This window comes from Pseudomonas sp. MBLB4123, assembly GCF_051904775.1.
Taxonomy (GTDB): Bacteria; Pseudomonadota; Gammaproteobacteria; order Pseudomonadales; family Pseudomonadaceae; genus Aquipseudomonas; species Aquipseudomonas benzenivorans_B.
Genome location: NZ_CP196711.1, coordinates 871,344 through 892,098 on the forward strand (window position 1 = coordinate 871,344; position 20,755 = coordinate 892,098).

General features: G+C 69.5%; 15 protein-coding genes. 14 read left to right on the forward strand and 1 reads right to left on the reverse strand.

Annotated features, from left to right (window positions below):
• Positions 1–13: 13 nt before the first annotated feature.
• Complete coding sequence (gene pcaD, locus ACSX1C_RS04350) at positions 14–802, forward strand: 3-oxoadipate enol-lactonase (RefSeq protein WP_439888400.1); 789 nt, start codon at positions 14–16, stop codon at positions 800–802.
• A 28-nt stretch (positions 803–830) separates the two neighbouring features.
• Here the strand turns inward: pcaD and ACSX1C_RS04355 are convergent, their stop codons facing one another.
• On the reverse strand, positions 831–1,793 hold the full coding sequence (locus ACSX1C_RS04355; protein ID WP_439888401.1) for a helix-turn-helix domain-containing protein: 963 nt from the start codon (positions 1,791–1,793) through the stop codon (positions 831–833).
• A 175-nt stretch (positions 1,794–1,968) separates the two neighbouring features.
• Between ACSX1C_RS04355 and ACSX1C_RS04360 the strand changes: the two genes are divergently transcribed.
• The 13 genes from ACSX1C_RS04360 to ACSX1C_RS04420 all read left to right on the forward strand — a co-directional run bounded on the left by ACSX1C_RS04360 (position 1,969) and on the right by ACSX1C_RS04420 (position 20,700).
• Positions 1,969–3,951 (forward strand): TonB-dependent receptor, encoded by a 1,983-nt coding sequence (locus ACSX1C_RS04360; protein WP_439888402.1) that lies wholly within the window; start codon positions 1,969–1,971, stop codon positions 3,949–3,951.
• The gene (locus ACSX1C_RS04365; RefSeq protein WP_439888403.1) at positions 3,948–5,000 is read left to right on the forward strand and encodes a methyltransferase; all 1,053 of its coding nucleotides are present in this window, start codon (positions 3,948–3,950) and stop codon (positions 4,998–5,000) included. The genes ACSX1C_RS04360 and ACSX1C_RS04365 overlap by 4 nt, the downstream gene beginning before the upstream one ends.
• Entirely contained in the window at positions 4,997–6,265 is a 1,269-nt protein-coding gene (locus ACSX1C_RS04370; RefSeq protein WP_439888404.1) for an MFS transporter, read from the forward strand. Before ACSX1C_RS04365 ends, ACSX1C_RS04370 begins: the two co-directional genes overlap by 4 nt.
• Positions 6,266–6,358: 93 nt before the next feature.
• Positions 6,359–8,773 (forward strand): decarboxylase, encoded by a 2,415-nt coding sequence (locus ACSX1C_RS04375; protein WP_439888405.1) that lies wholly within the window; start codon positions 6,359–6,361, stop codon positions 8,771–8,773.
• A gap of 25 nt (positions 8,774–8,798) precedes the next feature.
• Positions 8,799–11,318 carry an aminotransferase class III-fold pyridoxal phosphate-dependent enzyme gene (locus tag ACSX1C_RS04380; protein WP_439888406.1) on the forward strand — a complete coding sequence of 840 codons (2,520 nt, stop codon included), beginning with the start codon at positions 8,799–8,801 and terminating at the stop codon, positions 11,316–11,318.
• A 215-nt stretch (positions 11,319–11,533) separates the two neighbouring features.
• Positions 11,534–12,706, forward strand: a complete 1,173-nt coding sequence (gene moeB, locus ACSX1C_RS04385; RefSeq protein ID WP_439888407.1) for a molybdopterin-synthase adenylyltransferase MoeB — start codon at positions 11,534–11,536, stop codon at positions 12,704–12,706.
• A 39-nt stretch (positions 12,707–12,745) separates the two neighbouring features.
• Positions 12,746–13,180, forward strand: a complete 435-nt coding sequence (locus ACSX1C_RS04390) for a Mov34/MPN/PAD-1 family protein (RefSeq protein WP_439888408.1) — start codon at positions 12,746–12,748, stop codon at positions 13,178–13,180.
• Between the two features lie 57 nt (positions 13,181–13,237).
• The gene (locus ACSX1C_RS04395) at positions 13,238–13,510 is read left to right on the forward strand and encodes a MoaD/ThiS family protein (RefSeq protein ID WP_439888409.1); all 273 of its coding nucleotides are present in this window, start codon (positions 13,238–13,240) and stop codon (positions 13,508–13,510) included.
• Between the two features lie 238 nt (positions 13,511–13,748).
• The gene (locus tag ACSX1C_RS04400) at positions 13,749–15,461 is read left to right on the forward strand and encodes a CoA transferase (RefSeq protein WP_439888410.1); all 1,713 of its coding nucleotides are present in this window, start codon (positions 13,749–13,751) and stop codon (positions 15,459–15,461) included.
• Positions 15,458–17,107: an AMP-binding protein gene (locus ACSX1C_RS04405; RefSeq protein ID WP_439888411.1), complete on the forward strand. Its 1,650-nt coding sequence runs from the start codon at positions 15,458–15,460 to the stop codon at positions 17,105–17,107. Before ACSX1C_RS04400 ends, ACSX1C_RS04405 begins: the two co-directional genes overlap by 4 nt.
• A gap of 10 nt (positions 17,108–17,117) precedes the next feature.
• Positions 17,118–18,365 carry an acyl-CoA dehydrogenase family protein gene (locus tag ACSX1C_RS04410; RefSeq protein ID WP_439888412.1) on the forward strand — a complete coding sequence of 416 codons (1,248 nt, stop codon included), beginning with the start codon at positions 17,118–17,120 and terminating at the stop codon, positions 18,363–18,365.
• A gap of 74 nt (positions 18,366–18,439) precedes the next feature.
• Positions 18,440–19,603 carry an MFS transporter gene (locus tag ACSX1C_RS04415; RefSeq protein ID WP_439889367.1) on the forward strand — a complete coding sequence of 388 codons (1,164 nt, stop codon included), beginning with the start codon at positions 18,440–18,442 and terminating at the stop codon, positions 19,601–19,603.
• A complete protein-coding gene (locus ACSX1C_RS04420) occupies positions 19,600–20,700 on the forward strand; it encodes a glucuronyl hydrolase (RefSeq protein ID WP_439888413.1) in 1,101 nt (366 codons plus the stop codon). Before ACSX1C_RS04415 ends, ACSX1C_RS04420 begins: the two co-directional genes overlap by 4 nt.
• Positions 20,701–20,755 lie beyond the last annotated feature (55 nt).

Here is a 20,755-nt window from a genome sequence, read left to right on the forward strand (position 1 = left end):
GAGGAACTGCGTCATGCCTGTCGTCCGACTCGCCGACGGTGAACTGAATTATCGGCTCGAAGGGCCGGCCGGCGCGCCGGTGCTGGTCCTGTCCAACTCCCTGGGCACCGACCTGCACATGTGGGACGCGCAGATGCCGGCATTCACCGAGCATTTCCGTGTGCTGCGCTACGACACCCGCGGCCATGGCCACTCGCTGGTCAGCGAAGGCTTCTACAGCATCGAGCAGAATGGCCGCGACGTACTGGCGTTGCTCGATGCCCTGGACATCGCCAAGGCGCATTTCTGCGGTCTGTCCATGGGCGGGCTGATCGGCCAATGGCTGGCGATCAACGCCGGCGAGCGCCTGGACAAGCTGGTGCTGTGCAACACCGCGGCGAAGATCGCCGGCCCCGAGGTGTGGAACCCGCGCATCGACACTGTGCTGCGCGACGGCCAGGCCGCCATGCAGGCCTTGCGCGACGCCTCCATCGCGCGCTGGTTCACCGCCGCCTTCGCCGCGGCCGAGCCGGCGAAGGTCGAGCCCGTGGTGGCGATGCTCGCGCAGACCTCGCCCCAGGGCTATGCGGCCAACTGCGCGGCGGTGCGCGATGTCGACTACCGCGAGCGGCTCGGTGCGATCCGCGCGCCAACCCTGATCGTCGCCGGCAGCGCCGATCCGGTGACCACCCTGGCCGATGGCCGCTTCCTGGCCGAGCGCATCGCCGGCGCGCGCCTGATCGAGCTGCCCGCCGCGCACCTGTCCAACGTCGAGGCCGCTGCCGCCTTCACCCGTCAGGTGCTGGACTTCCTGAGCCACTGAAGCGGCTGGCGACCCTCACCGAGTCCGGCTAGCGCCGCTTGCCAAACACGGACTTGGGCGACTTGCCGAAGAAGCTGGAGAACGCGGCGCTGAAGTTGTTCGGATGGCGATAGCCCACCCGGTAAGCCGCCTGGGCGACCTGACAGCCGGTTTCCAGCAGCGCGTAGGCTTTGCGCATGCGCAGCTCGTTGAGCATCTGATGGGGCGTGGTCTTGAAGTGCTGGCGGAAGCCCTGCTTGAACTTGAACTCGTTCAGTCCCACGGTTGCGCTGAGGTAGGGGATCGTCAGCGCCTGGTCCATCTGCTCCAGCATCAGGTCGCGGGCTCGTTCCAGCTTCTCGATATCGGCCAGGCCGAGTTGCGGGCTGTTCCTGGCCGACGGGGCTATGGCGCTCAGCTGCTCGGACAGCAGGGTCAGGGCGTGGATGTGGGCGTCCAGCGTGCCGCTGCCGTTTTGCAGCAGGTGCTGGGCCAGGGCGCCGGCGTGGGCACTGCTGGCTCGGGAGGTCTTGTGAAAGGCCAGCTGGCGGATGCAGTCGGTGGCCAGCAGGGCCGCCGCCCGCTCGGCCCCGAGGTAGCGACAGAGCACGCCTTCGCCGACCAGCAGGCGTAGCTGGGAGACGGTCGCGCCGGCCTCGTAGCATCGTTCGCCATGGCTGCAGCGGAAGGCGGTGATGGTGGTGTAGCCGGCCCGGAAGTCGAGGGAATAGCCATCCGTGCCCGCGTACACCGAGCGCCCCTGGATGCCGTAGGTGATGACCAGCATGCGGCGGTCGTGGGGGTTGACCGTTTCTTCGACCAGATTGCGCGTCGGGTGGTAGCGCGAGCGCACCACCACCAGGCCGTCGTCCAGCGGGAGACGTTCGGAGTAGCACTCGCCATAGACTTCGGGGAGGCGGTGACGCTCCCAGCCGCCCTCTTGGCGTTGGTTCAAGCGGGTCTGGGTCATCTCCAGGCGGTGCGACTGCAGTGCTTTCTGGAATGCGGCCATGCTCTGTTTCCTCCCTTATGGATACAGCTAGATCCTGAAATCATACAAACATACATGATACTCATTCGTATTTATCTCTAAGATTCCCCCTCGTCAATAGCATGAGTCGGATGACAGAAACCCTGCTTGCGGGGTTTCGCATGAGTTCATCTGTGCTTGTTTCTGCGGGGAAACGATGGGTAAGCATGCTTTATCGGGCGTCGGGGTGCTGGTAATCGCCCACATTCTGGCGAGTGCGGCCAGGGCCGAGCAGGTCCTGCCTTCCGTCACGGTGACGGCCAACAAGCTCGCGCAGCGTCAGGAGGAGGTGCCGGGCAGCCTCTCGGTGTTCTATGGCGAGGATCTGCGCGCCGCGGCGGTGGAAGACCTGCAGGGGCTGGCACGGCGCACGCCCAGCTTCGCCTTCCAACCGTTTGGCCAGTCGGGCACCAATCTCCCGGTGATGCGGGGGCTGACCTCCAGCGCCACCGCGTTCTCCTCTTCGATGCTGATGCTGGTCGATGGCGTCCCGACCCTGATGGGGCAAGGGTTCGACAGCAACCTGCTGGGTGTCGAGCGGGTGGAGGTCCTGCGTGGGCCGCAAGCGACGCTGTACGGGCGCAATGCCGAGGCCGGGGTGCTGAGCCTCCATACGCGCCAGCCCGACGACAGTCCCTATGCCCTGGTCGATGCCAGCCTGGGGAGTCGCGACAGGCGTTCGCTGCGTTTCGACCTCAGCCAGGCGCTGGTGGCGGACAGCCTGTATGCCGGGATCGCCGGCGAGTGGCTGGAGCAGGACGGCTTCATCGACAATCGTCATCGCGGCGGCCGTGAGGACGACCGCGCGCGCTACAACGGTCGTGCCGTGCTGCGCTGGACGCCTTCGTCGCGCAGCAGTGCCACCCTGCGTTACAGCCGTCAGGACTACCGGGACGGCGGCTCGCAGTGGGGGGACGTGGCTGCCTCCCGGCGCGAGGTCCGCTCCGGGACCCCGAGCTGGAACCGCTCCAGCGGGCGCACTTTGGCGCTGGATCTGGCCCACGAACTGGGCGCCGGCCTGCGGCTGCGCTCGATCACCGCGAGCAGCGACTTCTACGACCGGGTCCGCCAGGACAGTGATTTTCTCCCCGTCGACCGGCTGCGGCTGGAGCGTGACCATCACCTGAGCAACCTGTCCCAGGAGCTACGCCTCGAGGGGGATGCGGCCAGTGGTCAGTGGCTCTTGGGCTTCTACGCGGATCGTGACGACCACGACCTGGACTTCCGCCAGCACTCACCCATGGGCCAGAGCCGCACCCGGGTGGACCTGGGTGGCAATTCCACCGCGCTGTTCGGCCATTGGACGCTGCCGCTGTCCGCGCGCTGGTCGCTGAGCCTGGGGGCGCGCATGGAGCGGGACAGGGTCAAGCTGTCGGCCCGCAGCGGCACCCGCAAGCGCGACGCCTGGCAACGTCTCACCCCCAAGCTGGCGCTGCAGTACCAGTGGTCGCCGGACGCCCAGCTCTACGCCAGCTACGCCGAAGGCTTTCGCGCCGGGGGCTTCAACGCCTTCGCCGCCGCCTCGAACTTTCCCGGCTACGACCCGGAGCAGGTGCGCGCCTATGAAGTCGGTCTCAAGGGCTGGGGCGCGCAACGCCGCCTGCGCTATGCCGCCGCGCTCTACTGGATGGATATCGACGACATGCAGGTCCAGCAGATCCTCCTGCCAGGCGCCGTCTCCATCAGCAACGCCGCCGAGGCTCGTTCCACCGGTCTGGAGCTGGAGGCCGAGTACCTGTTGGGGCGCGATTGGCGACTACAGGGCGCCCTGGGGATCAATCGCACCCGCTTCGAGCGCTTCCGTGACGGCAGTGCCGATCACCGGGGCAATCACAACCCCTTCGCCCCGGACCTGAACGGCTACCTCGGCCTGCGCTACGACGCCCCCGCCGGCTGGTACGCCCAGGCCGGGCTGAGCGGGGTGGGGCGCACCTATCTGGATTCCGCCAACCGCTTCAGCCGTGGCGGCTACACCCTGCTCGACCTGAGTGCCGGCTACCAGTACGGGCACTACGGCATCGCCCTGTATCTCGACAACGCCACGGACAAGCGCTACGACGCGGTCGGCTTCCTCAATGGCATGGCCCGGGTGTACAGCGAGCCCCGTGAGCTGGGCCTGCGCCTGAGCTACCAGCTATGAGCCGCCACCCGCCAGCGGATGCCCGCCACCCCCTGCAGCCCTTCTGGGACATCTCCCAGGCGGCGGTGCAGGCCGATGCCCTGCGCCTGGCCCTGGAACTGCAGCTGTTCGAGCTGCTCGCCGAGCCGCTGTCGGCGGCCGAGGCGGCCGCGCGCCTGCAGCTGCACCCGGCGAATACCGCGCATCTGCTCGAGCTGCTCTGGAGCATGCGCCTGCTGGAGCGCCAGGGCGCCGATGCCGCGCCGGGCCAGTGGCGCTATGGCACCGGGGCGGTCGCCGGGCAGTACCTGAGTCGCGAATCCCCCCGCTATTGCGGCGATGCCTGGCTGTTCCGCACCCAGGCGCTGCGTCATTTCGGCGACCAGTTGGGTGAGCAGGTGCGCAGCGGCCGGGCCCGCATCGCGCCCAACCTCGCCGGGACCGGGGCCAACTGGCAGGCGGCGGCGCGCCTGCAGATCGCCCAGGAGCAGCGCGCCGCCACGGTCGCGGCGGCGCTGGCGCTGGTCAGGCGTCTGCCCGAATTCACCGGGGCCGAGCGCCTGCTCGATCTGGGCGGCGGCCCCGGGCTGGTCGCCATCGCCCTGGCCGAGGCCAACCCCGCGCTCGGCGGCGAGGTGTTCGACTTGCCGGAGACAGCCAGCGTGGCTCAGGAAAACATCGAGCGGGCCGGGCTGGCCGGACGTCTGCGCGGGCGGGGCGGCGACCTGTCCCGTGACGCCCTGGGCGAAGGCTACGACCTGATCTGGTGTTCCTCGGTACTGCATTTCATCCCCGACCCGCATGCCACCCTGTGCCGGATATTCGCCGCGCTACGGCCGGGCGGGGTGCTGGTCTGCGTCCAGGCGGAGATCCCGCCCAGCCCGGACGCTGCGCTGGCGGTGCTGCCCTACTACCTGTCGATGCGCATGCTCGGCCGCCACGTGACGCGCGCGGGCGAGCTGTACCAGGCCCTGGAACGGGCCGGCTTCGGCGGGTTGGAAACGGTTCGCGAGGTCCCGTTCCCCATGGCCCCGGTCACCGCCGTGATCGGCCGCCGGAGCGCGTCATGAGCCGCGCCGCAGGGTCCCTGCTGGGGCGCCAGGCGCTGTTCGGCTGGCTGAACTTCGCCCTGGCGCTGCCGAGCATCTATCTGCTGCTGGGCTTACCGCTGGTGATGCGCCAGCACGGCTGGTCGGGCACCGATATCGGCCTGTTCCAGCTGGCCGGGTTGCCGGCGGTGTTCAAGTTCCTCCTGGCGCTGCCGGTCGAGCGCTGGCGGTTCTCCGGCGGCCATTACCGGGGCTGGGCCTTGCTGCTGTGCCTGCTGCTGGCGGCGACCCTGGCTCTGATCGGGCGTCAGGAGCTGCTCGGCAACCGTGGGCTGCTGTTCGTCCTGGCGCTGTGCGCCGGCGTCCTGGCGACCTGGGCGGACATTCCGGTGAACGCCCTGGCGATCAAGCTGCTGCCGGAGAGTGAGCGCATGCGCGCCGGCGCGATCCGCTCGGCGGCGCTGTTCCTCGCGGCCATCGCCGGCGGCGGGCTGATGCTGCTGGTGCACGAGCGCTGGGGCTGGCAGGCGCCGTTTCTGCTGATGGCAGCGGCGTTGCTGCTCGGCGCGGCGCTGCTGCCGCTGCTCGGCGAAGCGGCGCCGGCGCCGCCTGCAGCATGCCCGGGGACTGCCCCCGGGGATGGCTGGCGCGGTTATTTCGAGCAGCCGGGCGCGCGCCTGTGGACCTTCCTGCTGCTGCTCAGCTTTCCCTTTGTCGGCGCCTGCTGGCTGTACCTCAAGCCCTTGCTGCTGGACCAGGGTATGCCGGCGGAGCGGGTGGCCTGGCTGGCCGGGGTGGGCGGCGGGGTAATCGGTGCCCTGGCCAGCGTGGCGAGTGCCCGGCTGATTCGCCTCATCGGCGCCGCGCAGGCGATGCCGCTGTTCACCGGCTTCGCCTTGCTCGCCCTGGCCAGCCTGACCGCGGCGGTCTGGCTGGGGGCAGGCACGCTCGGCCTGGTCGTCGGCGCGGCGCTGGTCGCGGCGGCCATGGGCGCCATCTCCGCGCTGGTATTCGGCCTGATGATGTTTTTCACCCGGCAGCAGCGTCAGGCCGCGGACTACGGCCTGCAGGCCAGCCTGTTCGTGGTTTCGCGCCTGGCGGTGCCCGTGCTCGCCGGGGTGGCCCTGGATCGCCTGGGCTACACCGGCATGCTGCTCGGCTTGACGCTGGCCATGCTCGGCGTGGCCGGCCTGGCCCTCGGCAGCCGGCAGACCCTGGCGCAGGTGACGGAACAGGAGGAAGGGAGGCGGCTGGCCGCCATGGAGGCGGACGGGCGCTGCCCTTGAAGGAGCATGATGCGCGTGACGCTGTACAGGCGCGCAAAGGGAGTCGCGGGCGACACCCGCGGCAATTGAGAAACCTGTGCAGAGGATGGATCCATGAAGGGAGTGCTGGGGGTATGCCTGATCACACAGGCGCAATGGCTGTTCGAGGACGTGGCCTTCGTCGTCGAGCAGCTGGGGAGGGGATTGGCCGTCGCATCGGGCGAACCTTGGAACGCCGCCGAGTGCATGGAGGAAATGTGCCGAGCGCTGGGCGGGCAGCCGCGTAGCGAGGCGGTGCTGGAGACCCTGATGGTCCAGGCCGAGGACTATCTGCAGACGAGCACTGCGGCCAACCGCCAGGAGCTGTCGGTGGAGCTGCTGCATTTCCCCTCGCTGGAGGTGGCGTTGACGCAGTTGCCGCGCCACACCGCTGGCCCGCGGGTGGAGCTGTTCATAGTCGACGCCAGCCCGCTAGCGGAAATGGCGGATGACCCCTTCGAGGCGTTGTTCGCCGCCTGTGGCCGCGAGGGCCAGGGGCCCCGCCTGTCGCCCCATTCGGCGCTGCTCTACTGTTCCGCTGCGGCGCTACCGGGCTGGGTGGCGCGGGCCGGCGGCAACCGTCATCTGCGTGTCCCGCTGGAGGACCGAGCGGCGGGGCGTGCCGACCTGCTGCGGATCGCCGTGGACCACCTGGAGCACGGCCACTTTAATCGCATGCTGGCTCGCTCGATCAGCACGGCCTTGCCACCCGTGAGCATCGCCACCGAGGTGGCGCGGTTCATGGGCGAACGCTGGCCGGACCACTGGGACTTCCATTCCTACACCGGCTCCATGGTGGCCGGGCTGATCCAGTCCATGCAGCAGCGCGTGGCCGGCAGCGGCGCCCGCTGCCTGCACGGCTGCAACGAGCACAGCCTGGCGGTCGCCGCCCTGGCCGGCTGGCAGCTCTACGGCCGTGCCTATGTAATCGCGGTCACCTCCGGGATGATCGACGAGTTCCGCGGCACCCTGGCCAACCTCAAGCGTGCCGGCGCCCCGGGGCTGATCATCTGCGCGGACAGCCCGGACAACGCCTGGTTCGCCTTCCAGGGCACGATGGACGCCGATCACGATGGCCGCCAGGTGATCGCCGCGCGCGGCCTGCGCCACGTGTTCATCCGCAAGGTGGACGAGGTGGCGGCGAAGCTGGCGGAGGCCTTCGCCCTGCTTGCCGAGCGCGCCGAGCCGGTGTTCGTGCTGGCCACCCAGGCCGCGCTGGAGTCGCGTCCGCAGCAGCCCCTGGACGTCGGCCTGCCACCGCTGGGCACGCCGGCGTCACCGCGCCTGAGCGAGGCGCAGCAGGTGGCGCTCGACGAGGCGCTGAGTCTGATCAACCAGGCGCCGCTGCACATGCTCTGGCAGTGCGGCAGGCTGTCGGACGAGCAGCGCGAGCGGGTCTACCGGATCGCCGCGGCGGCCGGTATCGCCCTGGCCGACAGCATCACCCAGCCGGGCAGCGTCGGCCCCTATCACCAGGGGCAGACGGTGCCTAACTACCTGGGACCGCTGTCGCTGTATGGCTTCAGCCGCAGGGTCTATCGCTTCCTGCACGACCGGCATGAAGTCGTCGGGCCGGACGCGCAGTGCCTGTTCTTCCTCAAGGGCAAGGTGGACCAGGCCGCCACGCCGTTCTCCGAGGGCAAGCTGAAACGCCAGCTCCGCGTGGTGCAGGTCAACCACGAACCCCGCCACCTGTCGCCCTTCACCGACTTGGCGCTGGACATGCCGCTGGACCTGTTCCTCGACCAGGTCCAGGCCCGCTTGGCGGTAGCACCCGAGGTGCTGGCCCTGCGCCGGGCCAGGCTGGCCGCCGTGGCCGCGATCAGCGAAGCGGTGCCGGTGGATCACATCGCCACCTTGCCGATGACTGCCAACTACTTCTTCCTCCGCCTGGGCAGTCTGGTGCGCGAGCTGATCGAGTGCGACGGCTACCGCTATACCGGCATCTACGACGTCGGCCGCTGTGGCATTTCTGCGCTGCGCAACATACCGCGCACCGATCCGGGCTTCTCCGGCTGGTACGGCCGGGCGTTGATGGGCGACGCGCTGATGGCATTGCCGTACATCGCCTGCAGCGCCGCGGGCAACGTGCTGGCCTTCGTCGGTGACGGCGCGCGGGCACTGGTGCCGGACATCGAGGCACGCCTGCTGGCCGGCCTGGCGCAGGACCCGCGCGGCGCGGCGAAGAACGTCACGCTGTTCTATCTGAGCAACGGCGTGCTGTCGATGATCCAGAGCTACCTGGACAAGCGCTACGCACACAACGGCGCGCGTCAGGTGGCGGTGACCGCACCGGCGCCGGGGCCGGCCGTGGAGCGTGTCGGGCCGATCAGCCTGTGCCGCAGGCGGATGCTGCAGTTCGACGCCGACAGCCTGCGCAGCGCCCTGACCAGCCCAGGGCAGCTCAACATCATCGACGTGACGCTGGCCCACAACTCCGACGGAGACGGCCTCAGCCTGGTCTCCGAAACCGCCTGGAACCGCCAGTGAAGCTGGCCACAAGGACACTCGAACCATGAAATTCGGATTCATCGCGCACCCGACCTCGGTGGCACTCAAGCGTCACGTGAAGATCCTCGACCTGCTCGATCGCAACCTCGCCGAGCAGGACCGCGGTTACCGTCCCGACCTCTGGCAGCGGCGCAACCTGGTGCCCTTCGCCGACTTCGGCCGCATCGTCAGCGCCCGCGGCGCGGTCTGCGAAGGCATAGTCCATTACCTGCCGCTGACCGCCGAGGAGATGCTCGCCCAGCCGCGCGCCATCGCCCGGCGCGTGATCGAGGGGGTGGACAGCCTCAAGGAGCAGGGCGCCCAGCTGGTCGGCCTCGGCGGCTTCACCGCGATAGTCGGCAACCGCGGCCTGCAGACCCTGGAGCGCACCGGGGTACCGGTGACCACCGGCAATTCGCTGACCGCCTACGCGGCCTATCGCAATGTGCTGGAGGCCATGCAGTACCTGGAAGTGGACCCGCTCGACACCGAGGTGGCGGTGGTCGGCTATCCGGGCTCCATCGCCCTGGCGATCGCCAGGCTGCTCGGCCGCGAGGGCTGCCGCCTGTGCCTGGTGCACCGGGGCGGCGCGGAGCAGGCCCGCCAGGGCCTCGAGTACCTGCCTGCGGAGCTGCGCGGGCGGGTACGCCTGAGCAACGACATGCAGAGCTGCTATGGCGGTGTGCGCTTCTTCGTCGCCGCCACCTCCAGCGGCGGGGTCATCGACCCCTATCGCCTGGCGCCCGGCTCGGTGGTGGTGGACGCCGCGCTGCCGCGGGACGTGATGCCCTATCGCCAGGACCGCAACGACATCCTGATCATCGACGGCGGGCTGGTCTCGGCCGCTGCGACGCTGCGTTTCGGTGGGGAAAGCCTGGGCATGGCGCCGAAGAAGTTCCTCAACGGCTGCCTGGCGGAGACCCTGGTGCTGGGCCTGGAGGGGCGCGCCGAGGCCTTCTCCATCGGTCGCGAGCTGCCGGAGGACAAGGTGCTGGAGATCGGCCGCCTGGCCGAAGGCCACGGCCTGCTGCCGACGCCCATGGCCTCCTACGGCGAGCGCCTGGGCGAGGCGGATTTCCAGGGCCTGCGTCGTTTTCACCAGAAGCCCGGCCAGGCCCCGGTCCCGTTCGAGGGCCCACAGCTGCGCGCCGAGGCCCTGCGTTGTTTCGGCGAGCACATCAACCCGATCCTCCGCGAGTTCTACGCCTTCAACCACATCGAGCGGGTGTTCGGCCATGGCAGCGGCTGCTGGTTGACCGACCTGGACGGCAGTCGCTACCTGGACTTCGTCGCCGGATACGGCTGCCTGAACACCGGGCACAACCACCCGCGGATCAACGCCGCGCTGCAGCGCTACCTGCAGCAGGAGCAGCCGACCTTCGTCCAGTACGTCTCCGTGCCGCTGCAGACCAGCCTGCTGGCGCAGCGCCTGAGTGCGTTGGCGCCGGGCAAGCTGGAGCGGGTGTTCTTCAGCAACTCGGGGACCGAGGCGGTGGAGGCGGCGTTGAAGCTGGCGATCGCCGCCATGGATCGCAGCTGGGCCTCGCGGGTGCTCTACTGCGACAACGGCTACCACGGCAAGACCCTGGGTGCGCTGTCGGTCACCGGCCGCGACAAGCACCGGCAGCCGTTCAAGCCACTGTTGCCGCGCTGCGACGCGATCCCCTTCGGCGATACTGCCGCGCTGGAACAGGCCCTGCTGCAAGGCGACGTGGGCGCCTTCATCCTCGAGCCGATCCAGGGTGAAGGCGGCGTGCTGCTGCCGCCTCCGGGTTACCTGGCGCGGGTCCGCGAGCTGTGCAGCGAGCATGACTGCATCCTCATCCTCGACGAGATCCAGACCGGGCTGGGGCGCACCGGCAGGCTGTTCGCCTGCGAATGGGACGGGGTGGCGCCGGACATCCTGGTGCTGTCCAAGTCCCTCTCCGGTGGCGCGGTGCCCATAGGCGCCACGCTCTCGCGGGCGGACCTGTGGGACCGCGCCTACGGCAGCATCGACAGTTTCGCCCTGCACACCTCGACCTTCGGCGGCGGCAACCTGGCGGCCGCATCGGCCCTGGCCACGCTGGACGTCATCGAGGCAGAGGACCTGGCGGGCAATGCGCAACGGGTCGGCGGGCTGCTGTTGCAGGCACTGCGCGAGGCGGTGGCCGACTACCCCTTCATCCGCGAGGTGCGCGGGCGCGGTCTGATGATCGCCATCGAGTTCCACAACAGCTTCGCCGGCGGCGTGGAGGCCTTCGTGCGCGAATTCGCCAGCCGCATGCCGGGCAACGCGATGGGCACCTACCGGATGATGTCCGGCAAGGCCAAACAGCTGATCCGCGAGGCCGTCGACGAGCTGGAGAAGAACTTCGAGGAGATGTTCGTGCTGCGCTTCGTCAGCAAGCTCTCCCAGGAGCACGGCATCCTCACCTTCGTCACCGCCAACAACAACCGGGTCATGCGCATCCAGCCGCCGTTGCTGCTCGACGAGGCCCAGGCCCGCGCCTTCGTCGAGGCCTTCGCCACGGTCTGTCAGGACATGTCGACCTTCCTCGAGTGAGGGGAGCCCCAGGGGCGGCGCGCTGTCCCTGGCCCCCGGGCCTGCGCCAAGGTGGCCAACAGGCCGTTTTGTGCGCAGGTCGCTCGCGTCTTCGCGGCGTGCTCCGCCTCGCATAGGAATGGGTCCCGAAGGCATACGAAATCCGCCGGCCGGGCGATTGCCGGGTGGGGGGATATTCGAGACTCTTTCTCAACCAATCATTCAGGGACCCGATGATGAAACTTAACGCTTTGGTCGAACCCGTCGCCGAGCTGAGCCGGGACGAGGTCTCCCGCTACAGCCGCCATCTGCTGATTCCCGATGTGGGCGTCGAAGGTCAGCGCCGCCTCAAGAGCAGCAAGGTGCTGGTCATCGGCGCCGGCGGCCTGGGCTCCCCGGCATTGCTCTACCTGGCAGCGGCCGGGGTCGGCACGCTGGGGATCATCGACTTCGACGTGGTCGACGAGTCCAATCTGCAGCGCCAGGTGATTCACAAGCTGTCCATGGTCGGCCGGCTGAAGGTCGACAGCGCCGAGGCGGCCCTGCGCGAGTTGAACCCGCATGTCGAGCTGCGTCTCTACCGCGAGCGCCTGGAGCCGGAGATGGCCGTGCAGCTGTTCGCCGAGTACGACCTGATCGTCGATGGCACCGACAACTTCGCCACGCGCTACCTGGTCAACGATGCCTGCGTGCTGGCCGGCAAGCCCTATGTGTGGGGTTCGATCTTCCGTTTCGAGGGCCAGGCCTCGGTGTTCTGGGAGGATGCCCCGGGCGGCGTCGGCCTCAACTACCGCGACCTGTATCCGGAGCCGCCTCCGCCGGAGATGGCGCCGTCCTGTTCGGAGGGCGGGGTGCTGGGCATCCTCTGCGCGTCCATCGGCGCCATCATGGCCACCGAGGCGGTCAAGCTGATCACCGGTATCGGCGAGTCGCTGCTGGGGCGGCTGATGGTCTACGACGCGCTGGACATGAACTACCGGCAGATCCCCCTGCGCCGGGCGCCCGGCCGTCAGCCGATCACCGCACTGAGCGACTACCAGAGCTTCTGCGGCCTCAAGCGCCCAGTCGGGGTGCAGGACTCGGACATTCCCTCGATCAGTGCCGGCGAACTCGCCGCGCTGCGCCGGCGCGGCGAGCGCCATGAGCTGATCGATGTCCGCGAACGCACCGAGTGGGACATCGTGCATATCGAGGGTGCCCACCTGATCAGCAAGGGGCCGGCGGCGGTCAGCGAGATCGCCGCGCGTTTCGCCAAGGACACGCCGTTGATCCTGCACTGCAAGAGCGGCTTGCGTTCCAGGGCGGTGCTGCTCGAGCTGCAGCGCCAGGGCTTCGGCGACGTGCGCAACCTCGAAGGCGGCATCCTCGCCTGGGTCCGTGACGTGGATAGCGCGCTGCCGACCTACTGAACCGGCAACGCCCCCTAGGGACTCTGGAGCAAGGACGCCATGCTGATCATCCTTTCCGAACTGCTCGACGCCATGCTCGCCATGGCGCGCGAGGACCATCCGCTGGAAACCTGCGGCGTGATAGTCGCGCCAGTGGGGTCGCCGCTGCCGACGCGGCTGATCCCGATGCGCAACGCCGCCCAGTCGCAATCCTTCTTCCAGTTCGACCCGCAGGAACAGCTGCGCGTCTGGCGAGAGATGGAGAGCCGCAACGAGGAGCCGCGGGTGATCTACCACTCCCACACCCACTCGGCCGGCTATCCCAGCCGCGACGACATAAGGCTCGCCGGCGAACCCCAGGCGCACTACGTGATCCTCTGCACCGCGCAGAACTGCGGTCCGCCGGTGCGCAGCTTCCGCATCGTCAATGGCCAGGTGACCGAGGAAAGCATCCAGGTGGTGGCGCAGTATCCCGCCGCGACCGTTTCCCCCTGAGCCTGGCCGGCCGTTCCAGTTCATCAACGCTTCATCACCAAGACCAAGGAGTCAGGCATGCCCGTTTCCGTTTCCATTCCCACCCTGTTGCGCCCGTACACCGAGGAGCAGAAGCGCGTCGAGGCCGAAGGCGCCAACGTGCGCGAGCTCATCGAGGGCCTGGAAGAGCGCTACCCGGGGATCAAGGAGCGTCTGCTCGACGCCGGCCAGATGCATCGCTTCGTCAACCTCTACGTCAACGACAACGACATCCGCTTCGCCGACAACCTGGATACGGCGCTGCAGGACGGCGATAGCGTGACCATCCTGCCCGCCGTAGCCGGAGGCTGAGTCCCGGGTTTTCCGCAATTACGCGTCCGTGCCGCCAGTGTCGAGGCGCTGGCGCGCGGGTTTTCATGGATCGATCGCGGCGTTCAACTCTATGTCCTTTCCCCTGGCCGGATGCACCCTTGCCGGCGCTTTTGCCTCTGTCCCGCCGGCCTTCGCCCCTGTGGCGACGGCCGTTCTCAGCCAAGCCCGCGCCCTGGGCATAGCACTCGGCCCCGCCACGGCTGCCGGCGCGCAGGGCTTGGATTTCCGTTTCGAAGTCCCAGGTCTCACGCCTATCGCCGCCAGTCTCTGCGGCTGGGCCGACGGCTGCAGTCACGGCGCCAGCGAGCTGACGGTACAGGCCGCGTCGGGCCTGATGGCCGTGCATGGCCGCGCCAGCGGCGCAGCGGGGCCCCTGGGCCTGGACTACGTCTCGACCCTGGCCGCCTGCCTGGCCATGCAGGGCGTCTTCGCCGCCGCCGTCGGCCAGCTGCGCGGCGCCGGGCAGACGCGGGTCGAGCTGTCCCTGGCCGCCGCGGCGGCGCTGAGCGTCGGCCAGTATCTGGCCGGCGCCACTGCCCCGGAAGGCGCCGAGCGCATGTTGCCGGGCTGCAGTTCGCCCCGGCAGCGGCCGCCGTTCACCTCTGCCGACGGCGTGGTGTTCGAGCTGGAGACCCTGGATGCCGGACCCTGGCGGCGCTTCTGGACGTCCCTGGGCGTGTCGGACGAGTTGGCCGGCAAGGGCTGGAGCGCGTTCCTCATGCGTTACGCCAAGGCGATGTCGCCGCTGCCGGCAGAACTGATGGCGGCCCTGGCGCGCCAGCCCTACGGCTGGATCGCCGAACGCTGCCGGGACAGCGGGCTGTCCATCTGCCCGCTGCGCAGCCTCGCCGAGCGACTGGCGGACGCCGACCTGCCGCCCCTGTTGGAGCGCGGACCGTGGGCGTTCGGGCCGGGCCGGGCCGCGGCGGCGCCGTCAACCGGCGTTGCCCGGGGCGCGTTGCCGCTGCACGGACTCACCGTCATCGAGTCGTGCCGGCGCATCCAGGGGCCGCTGGCCGGCCACCTGCTGGCGCTGCTCGGCGCCGAGGTGGTGCGTATCGAGCTGCCCGGCGGCGATCCGCTGCGCGGCATGCCGCCACTGGCGAACGGTTGCTCGGTGCGTTTCGACGCGCTCAACCGCCACAAGCAGGTGCGCGAAGTGGATATCAAGTCGCGCCAGGGCCGCGCCGAGCTGCTGGAGATGGCCAATCAGGCCGACGTGTTCCTGCACAACTGGGCGCCCGGCAAGGCAGCCGAGCTGGGGCTGGAGGCAGACGACCTGGCGCGGATCAACCCGGCTTTGGTCTACGCCTACGCCGGTGGCTGGGGGGATGACCCCGGTCTGCAGCGGATGCCGGGCACCGACTTCATGGTGCAGGCCTATTCGGGAGTGGCGCAACGGATCGCCCAGGCCTCGGCCGGCGTCGGTGGTTCGCTGTTCACCGTGCTGGACGTGTTGGGCGGCGTGGTCGCGGCTCAGGGCATCGGCGCGGCCCTGCTCAAGCGTGCGCTGGATGGCGAGGCGGGGCGGGTCGACAGCTCGTTGCTCGGCGCCGCGACCCTGCTGTGCCACGGCGAGCTGCAGGCGCTGCGCGAGGGCAGGGCGCCTGCCCAGCCGCTGCTCGCCGGGGTCTATCCCACCGCCCGGGGGCTGCTGGCCCTCGAGTGCCACGAGGCGGCGGACCTGCAGCGACTGTGCCGCGCCCTGGATTGCCAGCTGGCTGCCGAGCCGGCCCTGCGCGACGAGCAGCTCGCTCGCTGCCTGGCGGCGCGCGATGCCCTGGCCTGGCAAGAACTATTGCGGGAGTTCGGCCTGGCCGCTTCCGCCGTTCAAGAAGACCTGTCGGCGGTGCACGAAGACGGGCGGATGCAGCCGTGTTTGCGTACGGATACCTACACCCTGGTCACGTCTCCCTGGAGTTTCACATGAACAACTCAGGCATTATCGATCTGGTTCCCCTGGCCGCGCGGCGCGAGTGGGCGCGGGAAGGGCTCTATCCGAATGAGTCGGTGTTCCAGCTGTTCCGGCAGCATGCCGAGCGCTCCCCCGAGAAGCTCGCGGTGCTCTCGCCGGAGGGCAGCATCGGTTATGGCGAGTTGCTCGAGCAGGCCCTGCGCCTGGCCGCGAGCCTGCGGGCGCGGGGCATAGTGCCCGGCGATGTGGTCGCCTACCAGCTCACCAACAGCTGGCGCTGCTGCGCCATCGACCTGGCGGCCGCGGCCCTGGGGGCGGTGGTCGCACCTTTCCCGCCGGGACGTGGGCGCCTCGACATCGAATCCCTGCTGCGCCGCTGCGACGCCCGGGCGGTGATAGTGCCGGCCGAGTTCGGCGGCATCGACCTGTGTGAGCTGGTCGATTCGCTGCGTCCGACCCTGTTGTCGCTGCGCGTGCCGATAGTCGAGGGCAGGGCACAGCGTGGTTGGGCGTCCCTGGAGCAGTTGCTGCAGGCCGAGCCGCTGGGGCTCGAGGCGCTGCCGAAGGTCTGCCCCAACTCGCCGGTGCGTCTGCTGGTGTCCTCCGGCACCGAATCGGAGCCCAAGTTGGTGGCCTATTCGCACAACGCCCTGGTCGGCGGGCGTGGACGCTTCCTGCAGCGCCTGCATGCGCAGGGCGAGAGTTTTCGCGGCATGTACCTGGTGCCGCTGGGCTCCTCGTTCGGCTCCTCCGCCACCTTCGGCTGCCTGTCCTGGTTGGGGGGCTCCATCGTGGTGTTGCCGAAGTTCGACGTGGCGGCGGCGATCCAGGCCATCGAGGCCCTGCGGCCCACCCATATCCTCGGGGTGCCGACCATGCTCCAGCGCATCGCCGCCGAACCGCGGTTGGCGGAAGTCGACAAGTCCAGCCTGCTGGGCCTGATCAGCGGCGGCTCGTTGATCGACGAGGCCAGCGTGCGCCGCTGCGTCGAAGCCTTCGGCTGTGGCTTCATCAGCCTGTACGGCTCGGCCGACGGGGTGAACTGCCATAACACCCTCGACGACCCGCTCGAGGTGGTACTGCGCAGCGTCGGCCGGCCCAACCCGAGCGTCTGCGAGATCCGCATCGTCGACGATCAGGGCGCCGAGCTGCCCCGGGGGGAAGTCGGCGAGATCAAGGCGCGCGGCCCCTTGAGCCCGATGCAGTACGTCAATGCGCCGGAGCTCGATGCCCGCTATCGCGATGCCGAGGGCTGGGTGTGCACAGGCGACCTGGGCTATATCGACCGCGACGGCTACCTGGTGCTGGCCGGGCGCAAGAAGGACATCATCATCCGCGGTGGGGTGAACATCAGCCCGGTGCAGATCGAGATGCTCGCCACCGGTCATCCCGATGTGGTCAGCGCCGCCTGCGTCGCCGTGGCGGACGCCGACCTGGGGCAGCGCGTGTGCATCTGCGTGACGCTGCGCCAGGGCGCGCCGCGCTTCGCCCTCGGCGAGCTGACCGACTACCTGCGTGCCCAGGGGCTGGAGGTCAACAAGCTGCCGGAGTATCTGCGCTTCTACCGGCAACTGCCGCTGAGCCCGGCCGGCAAGGTCGACAAGAAGCTGCTCGCCGCCGAGGTCGCGTTCCTCGAACGCGGCATCGGCATCGCCTGTTGAGGAGGCGCCCATGAACCAGTCACAGCAGACAATTCCGGAGCAGGATGCCCAGGGCTTGGCGCGCCGGGTCAGAGCCTTCGTCGAGGCGCATATCCTACCCCGCGAGGCCGAACTGGCCGGCCCCCGCGACAGCGCCCAGGCCTGCCATGCCGAACTGGCCGCCCTGGCCCGGCAAGAAGGGCTGTGGGGCTCCTTCTACCCGGGCCGCCTGGCCAGCCTGCAGGCCTATCTGGCGGTGGCCGAGCAGGAGGGACGCTCGGAGTACGGCCCGGCCGTCTTCGGCGCGGATGCCACCCTGGATGCCCACATGCTGACGCGGCATGGCGGTCCGGAGGTGCGAGCCGCCTTCCTCGCGCCGCTATTGAGCGGGGAGGCGGTGTCCGCCTACGGGATGTCAGAGCCCCAGAGCATCGGCTCGATTCCGGCGACCCTGACCACCCGCGCCAGGCTGGAGGGTGAGCAGTGGCGGCTGGAAGGGCGCAAGTGGTTCATCTGCCGCGCCGACCGCGCCAGTTTCGTCACCGTGGTGGCGCGTACCGACGAGGGGCCGCTGGGTGCGGCGTTGTCTATGATCCTGGTGCCCACCGACGCCCCAGGTTTCGCCATCGTCCGTGAGTTGGATATCCTCGGCCGCTTCCAGGGACAGTGCGAGATCGTTTTCGATGGCGTCCGGGTGCCGCGGCACCATGTGCTGGGCCAGGTCGGCAGCGGCCTGGCGCTGATGCAGGAGCGCCTCGGGCTGGGCCGCATCCTGCGTTCGGTGCACTGGCTGGGGCTGGCGCAGCGCTGTTTCGACCTGCTCTGCGCGCGGGTCGTTTCGACGCGCGGCGAGCAGGCGCGTCTGGCGGACAAGCAACTGGTGCGCCTGCGGATCTTCGAGGCTTACCAGGCCATCGCCGGCGCCCGTGGACTGCTGCAGGACGCCGCGCGCAAGTTCGACGCCGGGCTGGACAACGCCATAGAAGTCAACGTGGCGAAGGTCGCCGCCTCCCGGGCACTCAGCCTGGTGGCAGACTCGGCGATTCAGATCTACGGCGCCGAGGGCCTCAGCGAGCTGTCGCCGCTCTCCGGCATCTACCGGGCGGCGCGCGCCACCCACATCCTCGACGGCACCGACGACGCCCTGATCAGCGCGGTCGGCCGCCGCCTGCTGGATGCCTACCGCGGCGAAGCCAGTCTGGACTTCGACTGGCCGACGCTGTCCGCGACGCGGGCCGACGCGGCTACCTCCGGGGCGAGCCAGGGGGAAGCCCGGTGACCCGCGAGACGCCACCCCAGGCTGCCACCGGCGCGCTGGAGGCGCTGTGTCTGCGCACCGTGCTGACCGGCGCCATGGCGCTGCCGATGCTGATCTTCTATGCCATCGGCACCCTCGGCCCCTTCCTCGTCGCCGACCTGGGCATAGCGCCGGGCTGGCTGGGCTACCTGACCATGAGCGCCTTCGGCTTCGCCGCTCTGTTGTCCCTGTGGGCCGGGGCGCTGGTCAACCTGTTGGGCTCGCGTCGCTCGCTGGTGCTGCTGGCCCTGTCCGCGGCTCTGGCCTATGGGTTGATCGCTGTGCTGCCCGGCTTCGTCGGGGTGGTGCTGGCCGTGGCGTTCTGCGGCGTCGCCCAGGCGCTGTCCAATCCGGCGACCAACTTGCTGATCGCCGAGCGGGTGCCGATGCAGCAGAAGGCCGCGGTGGTGGGCCTGAAGCAGGCCGGCGTGCAGGTCGCCGCCTTGTTCGCCGGGCTGGTCCTGCCGCCGGTCGCCCAGGCGTTCGGCTGGCGTGCGGCGTTGCTCTTGCTGGTGCCGCTGGGGCTGTTGCTGGCGTGGGGGGCGCCGCGGGTCGCGCCCGGGGGAGTGACGCAACGGCCTCCGCGCTTCGGCCTGGTGCGGCCAAGTCGTGAGCTCGCGCTGCTGATGGCGATCCAGCTGTGCGCAGGCATCGCCCTCTCGGCCTACATCACCTTTCTCGGCGTGTTCGCCCAGCAGCAGGGCCTGTCTGCGGTGCTGGCGGGCAGCCTGGTGGCGATGTTCGGCGTCACCGGTATCCTCGCGCGGGTGCTGCTGACGCCGCTCGGTGGACGGATGCGGGACGAGTCCTGGCTACTGTTGGTGTTGCTGGCCCTGGCGGCAGGGGCCATCGGCATGACCATGCAGGCCACGCCCGGGCGTCTTTGGGCGATCTGGCTGGGCACCCTGGGTGTCGGCCTGACGGCGGTCGCCACCAATGCCATCGCCATGAGCATGCTCTTGCGCGACCGGGCCTTCGGCTCCCCGGCAACCTCGGCGGGCCTGTTATCGGTGGGTTTCTTCGGCGGTTTCACGGTTGGCCCGCCGAGCTTCGGCGCGCTGTCGGCCACGGCCTATGGCTTCACCGGAGCCTGGAGCGCGTTGATCCTGGTGCTGGTCGTCGGCTGCCTGCTGGCGGTAGTTCTGGCCGGCGTGCGACGCGCCAGGGCGCGAGTCGAAGGCCCCGGCGCCCTATCCTCCAGTCCGGCGAGGGCAGAATGAACGAGTTGTTTCATCAACAACCGGCAGAGACCTTGAGCCCGGCGGAGCGGCGCTGGGCCATCGATTCGTTGCTGCAGCGTCTGGAGCGGGTCGAGCGCAGCTGTCAGGGCGGTTTCCCGCTGTACTCCCCGGGGCTGACGGACCGCTGGGTCGTATCTTCCGGCGGCTCCTGGCTGGGAGGCTTCTGGGCCGGGCTCTGGTGGTTGCGGGCGCGTGTCACCGGCGTCGCCACCGACCGCGCCAAGGCGGCCGCGTTCGGCCCGCGGCTGGCGGCCAAGCTGGAGAGCCAGAGCCTGAACCGCAGCATGATCTTCTGGTACGGCGCCGCGCCAGGGGCTCTGTGGTTCGGCGACGAGCAGGCGCAGCGGCTGCTGGAGCAGGCGGCGGCCGCCTTGGCGAGGGCGTTCGATCGCGAGGTGGGCTGGATACCCCTGGGCACCGAGATGGGCGGTGGGGCGGACGGCGACCGGCGGATCGCCATCGACACCTTGGCGCCGACCCTGCGGCTGCTGGCGCAGAGCCCGCGGTGCGACATCCGCGAGCTGGCCGGTCAGCATCTGCAGGCGACCCTGGCCGCCTGCGGCACCTGGCAGGGGGCCTACTGCGGCAGCAGCCATCACGAGCAGGGGCGCATCGTCCGGCACGAGCCGGCCGGGCAGTGGTCGCGGGGCCAGGCCTGGGCGATGCTGGGTCTGGTGCAGGCGGCCGGGCTGTATGGCGAGCCCTACCTGGACCTGGCGCGCCGGGCCTGCGACTACTGGCTCCGCTCACGCCCAGATCCGTTGCCGGCGAACCGGCTGGAGCGGCCCGAGGAGGGCGAGGATCCCTCGGCGGCGGTCATCGCCGCACTGGCCATGCTCGGTCTGTCGTCTCTGCTCGGGGGCGACGGACCCTGGCGCGAGCAGGCCGAGTGCCTGACGGCCGCGTTGCTGCGCAGCCGCCATTTCGGCTCGACAGGCGTGACCTCTGGAATCTTCGGCGGCATGTGCTACCGAACCCGGATGGGGGAGGAACTGGTCGAGTCCGCCTGTTCCAGCTTCTTCCTGCTGAAACTGCTGCTGGTGCTGGACGGCCGAGTCGACCCCTTGGCGTGTTAGTCGGGGGGAGCCGAGAGGCCGCAGCGATAGCAGCTGCGCGGGGATTGTCTATGCT

Bases quoted from the DNA above. Each gene is read 5' to 3' on its own strand.
- pcaD (WP_439888400.1), top strand. From the start codon at position 14: ATGCCTGTCGTCCGACTCGCCGACGGTGAACTGAATTATCGGCTCGAA.
- ACSX1C_RS04355 (WP_439888401.1), bottom strand. From the start codon at position 1,793: ATGGCCGCATTCCAGAAAGCACTGCAGTCGCACCGCCTGGAGATGACC.
- ACSX1C_RS04360 (WP_439888402.1), top strand. From the start codon at position 1,969: ATGGGTAAGCATGCTTTATCGGGCGTCGGGGTGCTGGTAATCGCCCAC.
- ACSX1C_RS04365 (WP_439888403.1), top strand. From the start codon at position 3,948: ATGAGCCGCCACCCGCCAGCGGATGCCCGCCACCCCCTGCAGCCCTTC.
- ACSX1C_RS04370 (WP_439888404.1), top strand. From the start codon at position 4,997: ATGAGCCGCGCCGCAGGGTCCCTGCTGGGGCGCCAGGCGCTGTTCGGC.
- ACSX1C_RS04375 (WP_439888405.1), top strand. From the start codon at position 6,359: ATGAAGGGAGTGCTGGGGGTATGCCTGATCACACAGGCGCAATGGCTG.
- ACSX1C_RS04380 (WP_439888406.1), top strand. From the start codon at position 8,799: ATGAAATTCGGATTCATCGCGCACCCGACCTCGGTGGCACTCAAGCGT.
- moeB (WP_439888407.1), top strand. From the start codon at position 11,534: ATGAAACTTAACGCTTTGGTCGAACCCGTCGCCGAGCTGAGCCGGGAC.
- ACSX1C_RS04390 (WP_439888408.1), top strand. From the start codon at position 12,746: ATGCTGATCATCCTTTCCGAACTGCTCGACGCCATGCTCGCCATGGCG.
- ACSX1C_RS04395 (WP_439888409.1), top strand. From the start codon at position 13,238: ATGCCCGTTTCCGTTTCCATTCCCACCCTGTTGCGCCCGTACACCGAG.
- ACSX1C_RS04405 (WP_439888411.1), top strand. From the start codon at position 15,458: ATGAACAACTCAGGCATTATCGATCTGGTTCCCCTGGCCGCGCGGCGC.
- ACSX1C_RS04410 (WP_439888412.1), top strand. From the start codon at position 17,118: ATGAACCAGTCACAGCAGACAATTCCGGAGCAGGATGCCCAGGGCTTG.
- ACSX1C_RS04415 (WP_439889367.1), top strand. From the start codon at position 18,440: ATGGCGCTGCCGATGCTGATCTTCTATGCCATCGGCACCCTCGGCCCC.
- ACSX1C_RS04420 (WP_439888413.1), top strand. From the start codon at position 19,600: ATGAACGAGTTGTTTCATCAACAACCGGCAGAGACCTTGAGCCCGGCG.